Raw genomic sequence first — 9780 nt, 5'->3', positions numbered from 1 at the left:
CATCGTCGGGGGCGTTCTTGTTTTCGGCACATAAAAGAGCGCCACGGAGAACCCGTGGCGCTTTTCATAAGATCGCTTCCGCGCGGATCAGGCCGCCTTGCGACGGCTGAACGACCGACCCGACCGCCGCCGCCGGCCCTGCGGCTTGCGCGGTGCCTTCGGCTCTTCCACCATCCACGGGCGGCCACCGCTGACCGGAATATCCCGGCCCATGGTCTTCTGGATGGCGCGCAGTTCCGACATCTCGGTCGGCGCGCAGAAGGCAATCGCGCGCCCGTCCCGTCCCGCGCGTGCGGTTCTACCGATCCGGTGTACGTAATTGTCGGGCACGTTCGGCAGGTCGTAATTGTAGACGTGACGCACGTCCGGAATGTCCAGCCCGCGCGCCGCCACATCGGTGGCCACCAGAACCCGCATCTCGCCGCTGCGGAACTCGCGGATGGCGCGTTCGCGCTGGCCTTGCGACTTGTTGCCATGCACCGAGCCGGCGGCGAACCCGGCCTTGGCCAGCGCCTTCATCAACCGCTCGGCCCCATGTTTGGTGCGCGCGAAGACCAGCGCCAGCTCATCGCGATGCTTGTCCAGCAGCTCGATCAGCAGACCGGTCTTTTCCGCCTGCGCCACGAAATGCACGCCCTGAGCGATCTTCTCCGCCGGGCGGCCCGGAGGCGCGGTCTCTACCCGCACCGGATCGCTCAGATAGGCAGACGCGATCTCGGCCATCTGTTTCGGCATCGTGGCCGAGAACAGCATGGTCTGGCGCTCCTCCGACAGCAGCGGCGCGATCTTGCGCAGGGCGTGGATGAACCCGAGGTCCAGCATCTGGTCGGCCTCGTCCAGCACCAGGAAACGGGTCTCGTCCAGCCGCACCGCCTTGCGGTCCAGCAGGTCGATCAGACGGCCCGGCGTTGCCACCAGCAGGTCGGTGCCGCGCTGCAGCCGGTTGATCTGCGGCCCCATCGAGGCGCCGCCAACCACCAGCCCGACCCGCACCGAGGTGCCGTCGGCATAGGCCTTGAGGTTGTCAACGATCTGCCTGGCCAGCTCGCGCGTCGGCGCCAGGATCAGGCCGCGCACGGTTTTCGGGGCAGGGCGCCCCTCCATCCGCAACAGCGCGCTCAGCAGCGGCAGGCCAAAGGCCAGCGTCTTGCCGGTGCCGGTCTGTGCCAGCCCCATGACGTCGCGCCCGTTCATGGCATGCGGGATCGCCTGTTTCTGGATCGGGGTGGGGTCCGAGATTCCGAGCGTTTCGAGATTGGTGATAAGGCGGGGCGTCAGCCCCAGCATGTTGAATTCCAAAAGCCGTTCCTTTTCGGCGGGGCAGCCATCTATGGCCGCGCAAAATGTCGTGTCGCGACTCGGGTCGAGCCGCGTTGCGTTACGTGGTTGCGCGATGCTCTGCTGCCCGGCCGGATTGCCTGCGGCTGCGTCATCACGCCGACCCCCGCGTGATCTGGGTATCAGGATGTTCAGAAAGATTAGCTGCGCTCAGAGTAATTCGAACTCGCCCGGCGCGCGGCCCGCTCACGCCGCAGGCACATTAGGGGCGCATATGGTCGTAATTGCGAGGATTGTCAACTCATGCTGTGGAAGCCGGTCCAACGGGTTGCAAGGTGAAGCATTTCGGTCGCTGGCCTGAGACTGGGTGCCAGGGCGCGCATGTCAGCTTGGAGCCCATCTGACCGATCTCCTTGCGGCGCGGCTTCTGGGTCCGGCATGCGAACCATATGCTTTCGGCGCCCGCGTAACCCGCGTTATCCGTCTCGTCCGGGTTCGTTCGGATCGGAGGAGAACAGTGCGATCTTGTTGCCTTGGGGGTCGCGAAGGTAGCCGACATAAAAATGAGGTCCGTATGCGTCACGAAAGCCCGGTGGGCCCTCGTCAACGCCGCCTGCGGCAAGCGCGGCGGCGTGAAGGTCACGAACCTGCTTTTGATTGCGCGCGTCGAATGCGACCATGGAACCGTTTCCGGCCGAAGCCGGACGTCCATCGAAGGTCGGTTTAACGTAAAACTCAGGCAGAATGGGAGGCTGGCCCGGTTCAACCTGCAGCGCAAAGCTCAGGCCCTCAGGACCCTCCTCAAGTCCGTAACCAAGGGCTGGCAGGAACGCAGAGTAAAACCGCTTTGCGCGAGCGATGTCGTCAACACCAACGGTGAGGTAGGCAATCATGCTACGGGCTCCTCATCGGACGATTGGGTATTGCACTGAGTTTGCTGCGCTACGGTAAACCAACACGCTATTCCGCTCAATGACCGCCACGCGAACCGGCGCATGATCGACCATTCTGGCACATTGCTGCTGGCGGTTTCGTCCAGTGTGCCCCTGATCGGACCTCCGCTGCGCCCGCTTGCCTGGATTGCGCTCCGGGCTTCAGGCAAATGACCGGTGATTCCGCGCTCGGACGCCTTCGAATGGGCGTCCCCGGCGGTCGGTCCGTCAACGCCCTTGAACTGCACCGCACTTGGATGTACACGCAGCCGGTGGCCGACTGCGCCGCAAGAATCAAAACCAAGAAACGCCGTGGTTGGCCCATCACGCTTCGGGGGTCACATCCGGCTTAGGAGAAGCGACATGAAACTGCACGAACTGCGCGACAATCCCGGCGCTACACCCAAGAAAACCCGCGTTGGCCGGGGCCCCGGCTCGGGCAAAGGTAAAACGGGCGGCCGTGGTATCAAGGGCCAGAAATCCCGTTCGGGTGTGGCCATCAACGGCTACGAAGGCGGCCAGATGCCGCTCTATCAGCGTTTGCCCAAGCGCGGCTTCAACAAGCCCAACCGCAAGGAATTCGCCGTCGTCAATCTGGGCCTGATCCAGAAATTCGTCGATGCCGGCAAGCTGGACGCCAAGGCAGCGATCACCGAGGACGCGCTGGTCGCCTCCGGTCTGGTGCGCCGCAAGCTGGACGGTGTCCGCGTTCTGGCCAAGGGCGAGGTCAGCGCCAAGCTGAACCTGGAAGTCACCGGTGCTTCGAAAGCTGCCATCGAGGCAGTTGAGAAAGCGGGCGGCTCACTGACGGTCACAAAAGCTGCTGCGGCAGAGTAAGCGCTTGTGAGCGGGCCCCGACCCGCTTACATAGACCACCAGAGTTTTCCAAGACGCCGTCCGAGCCGGAAAACGGTTCCGGGCGGCGTTTTCATAAGAGAGACCGATTTATGGTATCAGCAGCAGAACAAATGGCGGCCAACACAAGCTGGTCCGCCCTTGGCAAAGCCACCGATCTGCGCAACCGCATCCTGTTCACGCTGGGTCTGCTGATCGTCTATCGCCTGGGCACCTTCATTCCGGTGCCGGGGATCGACGGACAGGCCCTGCGCGAGTTCATGGAACAGGCGGGGCAGGGCATCGGCGGCATGGTTTCGATGTTCACCGGCGGGGCGCTGGGGCGGATGGGCATCTTTGCCCTCGGCATCATGCCCTATATCTCGGCCTCGATCATCGTGCAGCTGCTGACGGCCATGGTGCCCGCGCTCGAGCAACTCAAGAAAGAGGGCGAGCAGGGCCGCAAGAAGATCAACCAGTATACCCGCTTCGGCACCGTGGCGCTGGCCACCGTACAGGCCTATGGTCTGGCCGTTTCGCTGGAATCGGGCGATCTGGCCACCGATCCGGGGCTCTATTTCCGCTTCTCGACCATGATCACGCTGGTCGGCGGCACCATGTTCCTGATGTGGCTGGGTGAGCAGATCACCGCGCGCGGCATCGGCAACGGCATCTCGCTGATCATCTTCGTCGGCATCATCGCCGAGGTTCCGGCCGCTCTGGCCCAGTTCTTCGCCTCCGGCCGGTCCGGCGCCATCAGCCCCGCCGTGATCGTCGGCGTCATCCTGATGGTGATCGTGGTGATCACCTTCGTGGTGTTCATGGAGCGCGCCCTGCGCAAGATCCACATCCAGTATCCGCGCCGTCAGGTGGGGATGAAGGTCTATGACGGCGGCTCCAGCCACCTGCCGGTCAAGGTCAACCCCGCGGGCGTGATCCCGGCGATCTTCGCCAGCTCGCTGCTCTTGCTGCCGGTCACCATCTCGACCTTCTCGTCGGGCGCGGCCAGCGGGCCGGTGATGTCCTGGCTTCTGGCAAATTTCGGCCCCGGCCAGCCGCTCTACCTGCTGTTCTTCGCCTCGATGATCGTGTTCTTCGCCTATTTCTACACCTTCAACGTCTCGTTCAAACCCGATGACGTGGCTGAGAACCTGAAGAACCAGAACGGTTTCGTCCCCGGCATCCGCCCGGGCAAGAAGACCTCGGAATATCTGGAATACGTGGTGAACCGCGTGCTCGTGCTAGGCTCGGGCTATCTGGCCGCCGTGTGCCTCCTGCCCGAGATCCTGCGCGGCCAGTTCGCCATCCCGTTCTATTTCGGCGGCACCTCGGTTCTGATTATCGTCTCTGTGACCATGGACACGATCCAGCAAGTCCAGAGCCACCTGCTCGCGCATCAATACGAAGGGCTGATCGAAAAGTCCCAGCTGCGCGGCAAGGGTAAGAAACGCAGCAGGAAGGGACCCTCTCGTCGATGAACATCATTCTCTTGGGCCCGCCGGGTGCGGGCAAAGGCACCCAGGCGCGGCACTTGGTCGAGACGCGCGGCATGATCCAGCTGTCGACCGGCGACATGCTGCGCGAGGCCCGCACCTCGGGCACCGAGATGGGCAAGAAGGTCGCCGCCATCATGGACGCGGGCAAACTGGTCACCGACGAGATCGTGATCGGCCTGATCGAAGAGAAACTGACGACCGAGAAAGGCGCCGGTTTCATCTTTGACGGCTTCCCGCGCACCCTGTCCCAGGCCGACGCGCTGGCGGCCCTGCTGGCCAAGCTGGGCCAGTCGCTGCACACCGTGATCGAGATGCGCGTCGACGACGAGGCGCTGGTCGACCGGATCACCGCGCGCTCGACCTGCTCGGGCTGCGGCGAGGTCTATAACGACCACACCAAGCCGATCCCCGCCGATGGCGTCTGCACCAATTGCGGTCAGAAAAAAGAGTTCGTGCGCCGCGCCGACGACAACGAGGAAAGCCTGCGCACCCGCCTGATGGAATACTACAAAAAGACCTCGCCGCTGATCGGCTATTACTACGCCAAGGGCGACTTGCGCCCGGTCAACGGCCTGGCTGACATCAAGGAAGTGCGGGCGTCGATCGGGGCCATTCTGGGGTAAGTGTGTTGGTCCCCTTGTGGTCGAAAATCTGGCTATCAAGACCAATATCTCTGCTTACAGGTATCGCAATTGGCGGGCTCATTGGATTTCTCTTCGGAGGGTTCCTTGGGCTTGCTTTTGGAGACATCAGCACAAAAACTGATTTTTGCCGCGATGAGACAAGCCCTCGGTTCATCTCGGATTTTGAGGCCCGGCGCGCCTCCTGTTTCTGACGGCCCAAAGCACGGTCGACATTGCTGTCAATTATTCGGTTGACCAAGCTTTAATCTTCCACTACGCACCCACATCCCCAAGGGGAATCAACCGCGCGCGCGGGATTCGTTTCGCGTGCAACGACTACCTCGAAATAATGCTAGACCCACTGGCGGCACTGCCACGGTCAAGCGTTGTGAAAAAAGGTTCTGGAGTTACGGAACCGCAACGAAAAAGGAAAGTGACACGTGGCACGTATTGCCGGCGTAAACATCCCGACTGCCAAGCGGGTACCCATCGCCCTCACCTATATCACCGGTATCGGCAACACCTCGGCGAACGCGATCTGCGAAGCCGTGGGCATCGACGCGGCCCGCCGCGTCAATGAGCTCAGCGATGCCGAAGTTCTGGCCATCCGCGAACATATCGACGCCAACTACACCGTCGAAGGCGACCTGCGCCGCGAAGTGCAGATGAACATCAAGCGCCTGATGGACCTGGGCTGCTACCGCGGTCTGCGTCACCGCCGCAACCTGCCGGTTCGCGGTCAGCGCACCCACACCAACGCTCGTACCCGCAAAGGCCCCGCAAAGCCGATCGCGGGCAAGAAGAAGTAAGGAGGGTCTGACCGATGGCACGTGACAAGACACGCGTAAAGCGCAAAGAGCGTAAGAACATCGCATCGGGCGTCGCCCATGTGAATTCGACCTTCAACAACACCAAGATCCTGATCTCGGATGTGCAGGGCAACGCCATTTCGTGGTCGTCCGCCGGCACCATGGGCTTCAAGGGGTCGCGGAAATCGACCCCCTACGCCGCTCAGATGGCTGCCGAAGACGCAGGCAAGAAGGCGCAGGAACATGGCGTCAAGACGCTGGAAGTCGAAGTTCAGGGCCCCGGTTCGGGCCGTGAATCGGCACTGCGCGCGCTGGCTGCCGTGGGCTTCAACATCACGTCGATCCGTGACGTGACCCCGATTGCCCACAACGGCTGCCGCCCGCCGAAGCGCCGCCGCGTCTAAGCGACAGAATTACCAGGCTGGGGCCGTGTTTTCGCACGGCCCCGGTTCGCCGTTTTGAAACCTCGGGCGTCTGCACCTTGTTGGTCATGGGGCGCAGGCAGGAATGGAGGGATTACATGATCCACAAGAATTGGGCAGAATTGATCAAACCGACCCAGCTTGACGGCAAGCCGGGCAACGATCCCGCACGTCAGGCAACCCTCGTCGCGGAACCGCTGGAACGCGGCTTTGGCCTGACCATGGGCAACGCGCTGCGCCGCGTGCTGATGAGCTCGCTGCAGGGCGCGGCCATCACCAGCGTCCAGATCGACAACGTGCTGCACGAGTTCAGCTCGGTTGCGGGCGTGCGTGAAGACGTCACCGACATCATCCTGAACCTCAAGGGTGTATCCCTGCGCATGGAAGTCGAAGGCCCCAAGCGCCTGTCGATCAATGCCAAGGGTCCGGCAGTTGTCACCGCAGGCGACATCAGCGAAAGCGCCGGTATCGAGGTTCTGAACCGCGACCACGTCATCTGCCACCTGGACGATGGCGCCGACCTGTTCATGGAACTGACCGTCAACACAGGCAAGGGTTACGTCTCGGCTGAAAAGAACAAGCCCGAGGACGCTCCCATCGGTCTGATCCCGATCGACGCGATCTACTCGCCGGTCAAAAAGGTCGCCTATGACGTTCAGCCGACCCGCGAAGGTCAGGTTCTGGACTATGACAAGCTGACCCTGAAAATCGAAACCGACGGTTCGATCACCCCTGACGATGCCCTGGCCTTTGCCGCCCGTATTCTGCAGGATCAGCTGTCGATCTTCGTCAACTTCGACGAGCCCGAAGCCGCCGGCCGCCAGGACGAGGACGATGGTCTCGAGTTCAACCCGCTGCTGCTCAAGAAAGTGGACGAGCTGGAACTGTCGGTGCGTTCGGCAAACTGCCTGAAGAACGACAACATCGTCTATATCGGCGACCTGATCCAGAAGACCGAAGCCGAGATGCTGCGCACCCCGAACTTCGGCCGCAAGTCGCTGAACGAGATCAAGGAAGTGCTGTCCGGCATGGGCCTGCACCTTGGCATGGATGTCGAGGACTGGCCGCCCGACAACATCGAGGATCTGGCGAAGAAATTCGAAGACGCCTTTTGAGGCAGGGATGGGGTGAAACCCCATCCTACGGCCTGTACAAAACGGACGCTCCGCCCCGTGCGGGGCGTACAGAATGGAAGAAATGGGCAATCCCGCCCCAAGGAGAGCCGGTGACACGCATCGCCGGTCGGACAAAGCAAAACGTGAAAAAAGGAACTAAAAAATGCGCCATAAAAGTGGTTACCGCCGCCTGAACCGTACCCATGAGCACCGCAAGGCTCTGTTTGCGAACATGGCTGGCTCGCTCATCGAGCATGAGCAAATCAAGACGACCCTGCCCAAGGCAAAGGAACTGCGCCCGGTCGTTGAAAAACTGATCACGCTCGGCAAGCGAGGCGACCTGCACGCCCGCCGTCAGGCCGCAGCACAGCTGAAAGAAGACAAGGACGTCGCCAAGCTGTTCGACGTTCTGGGCCCCCGCTACGCCGAGCGTCAGGGCGGTTATGTCCGCATCCTGAAGGCCGGCTTCCGCTATGGTGACATGGCCCCGATGGCGATCATCGAATTCGTCGACCGCGATGTCGACGCCAAAGGTGCCGCCGACAAGGCCCGCATTGCCGCTGAAGAAGCTGCAGACGAATAATCATGCCGCCCATCCGGGCCGGAAAAAAACCCCCGCTCGGTTCCGAGCGGGGGTTTTTCGTTGAGTGGCAGGCGGATCATCCTGGCCCGGAACAAAGCTCGGAGATCGCACCAAGGCCTTTCGAAACGCCTTGCAAAAGCGCCTTTGAAGGCGCTTGTCACGCGATTTGCAAATCGCGTTGAAAAGGCCGTTCGAACGGCCTTTTGAGTCCGGTATTAACCAAACCCATCCGACACCAAGCTTGCAAACCGGACCGCCGCGCCGCATATCCCAAACAGTTCAGAATGCACGGGACAAACGATGCTTCGCGCAACAGTCATTGCCATTTCGCTCATCACGGCCTCACTTGCCGCCGCCGACACCCGCGTGCCGCAGTCGCAGGCCGAAATCTCACTCGGCTTCGCCCCGGTGGTCAAACAGGCCTCACCCGCCGTGGTCAATATCTACGCCAAGATCATCCGTCAGGGCCGTGTCAATCCGCTGTTTTCCGACCCGTTCTTTCAGGAGTTCTTCGGCGATGCGCTGGGCGCGCCCCGGCCGCGGGTACAGAACTCACTCGGTTCGGGCGTGATCCTGTCCGAGGACGGCTATGTCGTGTCGAACTACCATGTCGTCGGCATGGCCTCCGAGATCCGGGTGGTCACCACCGACCGGCGCGAACTGACCGCGGAAGTGGTGCTGGCTGACGAGGAAAACGACATTGCCATTCTGCGCATCGAGGATGTCCAGGGCCTGCCCTATCTCAACCTGCGCAACTCGGATCAGGTCGAGGTGGGAGAACTGACGCTCGCCATCGGCAACCCGTTCGGAGTGGGGCAAACGGTCAGCAGCGGCATCGTCTCGGGGCTGGCCCGCTCGGGCACGGCCACCGGCAATGCGCGCGGCTATTTCATCCAGACCGACGCGCCGATCAACCCGGGCAACTCGGGCGGTGCGCTGATTGACGTCAACGGCGATCTGATCGGTATCAACACTTCGATCCTCAGCCGCTCAGGCGGGTCGAACGGGATCGGCTTTGCCATCCCGGCCAATCTTGTGGCCGAATTCCTGCGACAGGCGCGCGACGGCAACAGCTATTTCGTGCGGCCCTGGGCTGGTGTTTCCGGGCAACCGATGACCGCCGATATCGCCGACTCGCTGGGGCTGGACCTGCCGCAAGGTGTGGTGATCTCGGACCTGCATCCCCGCAGTCCCATCGGCAAGGCCGGGTTTCGCGTGGGCGATGTGGTCACCCATGTCGATGCGGTCGAAGTGAATTCGCCCGCCGAGATGAAGTTCCGCATGTCGATCACCGGGATCGGAGGCATCTCGACCATGACCCGCCTGCGGGGCGGAGAACGTGAACAGATCGAAGTGGCAATGATCGAGGCCCCGGACGATCCTCCTGCGGAGGAAACTGTGATGGGCGACCGCACGGCGCTGCCCGGCCTGACCGTCGCGCGGGCCAATCCGGCGGTGATCGCGCGGCTGCGGCTGCCGGTCTCGTCAACCGGCGTGGTTGTGCTGAACCCGGGGCACTATGGTGCGCGGGCCGGGCTGAAACCGGGCGATGTTCTGGGCCGTGTGAACGGGGTCGAGATCGCGCACCCCGCCGATCTGCGCAGGGCGCTGTCTGAGACGGGTCGCCGGGTGCGGATCGACCTTCAGCGCAGGGGACAATGGGTGTCCCTGCGGTTCCGGGTCTGAGC

The 9780-nt window shown here is 62.4% G+C and carries 10 protein-coding genes; 8 read left to right on the top strand and 2 right to left on the bottom strand.

Annotation, left to right across the window (positions count from 1 at the left end):
- Window positions 1-87: 87 nt before the first annotated feature.
- Both GOX53_RS20695 and GOX53_RS20690 read right to left on the bottom strand, forming a co-directional pair.
- A complete protein-coding gene (locus GOX53_RS20695) occupies window positions 88-1287 on the bottom strand; it encodes a DEAD/DEAH box helicase (RefSeq protein WP_171179794.1) in 1200 nt (399 codons plus the stop codon).
- A gap of 467 nt (window positions 1288-1754) precedes the next feature.
- A complete protein-coding gene (locus GOX53_RS20690; protein WP_171179738.1) occupies window positions 1755-2171 on the bottom strand; it encodes a VOC family protein in 417 nt (138 codons plus the stop codon).
- A 402-nt stretch (window positions 2172-2573) separates the two neighbouring features.
- Here GOX53_RS20690 and rplO point away from each other — a divergent pair, with 402 nt between their 5' ends.
- The 8 genes from rplO to GOX53_RS20650 all read left to right on the top strand — a co-directional run bounded on the left by rplO (window position 2574) and on the right by GOX53_RS20650 (window position 9778).
- On the top strand, window positions 2574-3047 hold the full coding sequence (gene rplO / locus GOX53_RS20685; protein WP_171179736.1) for a 50S ribosomal protein L15: 474 nt from the start codon (window positions 2574-2576) through the stop codon (window positions 3045-3047).
- 110 nt (window positions 3048-3157) lie between these two features.
- Entirely contained in the window at window positions 3158-4522 is a 1365-nt protein-coding gene (gene secY, locus GOX53_RS20680) for a preprotein translocase subunit SecY (RefSeq protein WP_171179735.1), read from the top strand.
- The gene (locus GOX53_RS20675) at window positions 4519-5163 is read left to right on the top strand and encodes an adenylate kinase (RefSeq protein ID WP_171179733.1); all 645 of its coding nucleotides are present in this window, start codon (window positions 4519-4521) and stop codon (window positions 5161-5163) included. Before secY ends, GOX53_RS20675 begins: the two co-directional genes overlap by 4 nt.
- A gap of 440 nt (window positions 5164-5603) precedes the next feature.
- Window positions 5604-5972, top strand: a complete 369-nt coding sequence (gene rpsM, locus GOX53_RS20670) for a 30S ribosomal protein S13 (protein ID WP_171179731.1) — start codon at window positions 5604-5606, stop codon at window positions 5970-5972.
- 14 nt (window positions 5973-5986) lie between these two features.
- Entirely contained in the window at window positions 5987-6376 is a 390-nt protein-coding gene (gene rpsK, locus GOX53_RS20665) for a 30S ribosomal protein S11 (RefSeq protein WP_008757289.1), read from the top strand.
- Between the two features lie 116 nt (window positions 6377-6492).
- Complete coding sequence (locus GOX53_RS20660) at window positions 6493-7509, top strand: DNA-directed RNA polymerase subunit alpha (RefSeq protein ID WP_171179729.1); 1017 nt, start codon at window positions 6493-6495, stop codon at window positions 7507-7509.
- A gap of 163 nt (window positions 7510-7672) precedes the next feature.
- Entirely contained in the window at window positions 7673-8092 is a 420-nt protein-coding gene (gene rplQ / locus GOX53_RS20655) for a 50S ribosomal protein L17 (RefSeq protein ID WP_171179727.1), read from the top strand.
- A gap of 300 nt (window positions 8093-8392) precedes the next feature.
- Window positions 8393-9778: a trypsin-like peptidase domain-containing protein gene (locus tag GOX53_RS20650; RefSeq protein ID WP_171179725.1), complete on the top strand. Its 1386-nt coding sequence runs from the start codon at window positions 8393-8395 to the stop codon at window positions 9776-9778.
- Window positions 9779-9780 lie beyond the last annotated feature (2 nt).

Origin of the sequence: Ruegeria sp. HKCCD8929, from assembly GCF_013031405.1 — a bacterium.
In the GTDB taxonomy this organism is placed as follows: Bacteria; Pseudomonadota; Alphaproteobacteria; order Rhodobacterales; family Rhodobacteraceae; genus Ruegeria.
The sequence above is the reverse complement of the archived record's forward strand: the minus strand, read 5'-3'. Positions and strand labels throughout refer to the sequence as shown.

Bases quoted from the DNA above. Each gene is read 5' to 3' on its own strand.
- rplO (WP_171179736.1), top strand. From the start codon at position 2,574: ATGAAACTGCACGAACTGCGCGACAATCCCGGCGCTACACCCAAGAAA.
- rpsK (WP_008757289.1), top strand. From the start codon at position 5,987: ATGGCACGTGACAAGACACGCGTAAAGCGCAAAGAGCGTAAGAACATC.
- GOX53_RS20650 (WP_171179725.1), top strand. From the start codon at position 8,393: ATGCTTCGCGCAACAGTCATTGCCATTTCGCTCATCACGGCCTCACTT.
- GOX53_RS20695 (WP_171179794.1), bottom strand. From the start codon at position 1,287: ATGCTGGGGCTGACGCCCCGCCTTATCACCAATCTCGAAACGCTCGGA.
- GOX53_RS20660 (WP_171179729.1), top strand. From the start codon at position 6,493: ATGATCCACAAGAATTGGGCAGAATTGATCAAACCGACCCAGCTTGAC.
- GOX53_RS20675 (WP_171179733.1), top strand. From the start codon at position 4,519: ATGAACATCATTCTCTTGGGCCCGCCGGGTGCGGGCAAAGGCACCCAG.
- GOX53_RS20690 (WP_171179738.1), bottom strand. From the start codon at position 2,171: ATGATTGCCTACCTCACCGTTGGTGTTGACGACATCGCTCGCGCAAAG.
- rplQ (WP_171179727.1), top strand. From the start codon at position 7,673: ATGCGCCATAAAAGTGGTTACCGCCGCCTGAACCGTACCCATGAGCAC.
- secY (WP_171179735.1), top strand. From the start codon at position 3,158: ATGGTATCAGCAGCAGAACAAATGGCGGCCAACACAAGCTGGTCCGCC.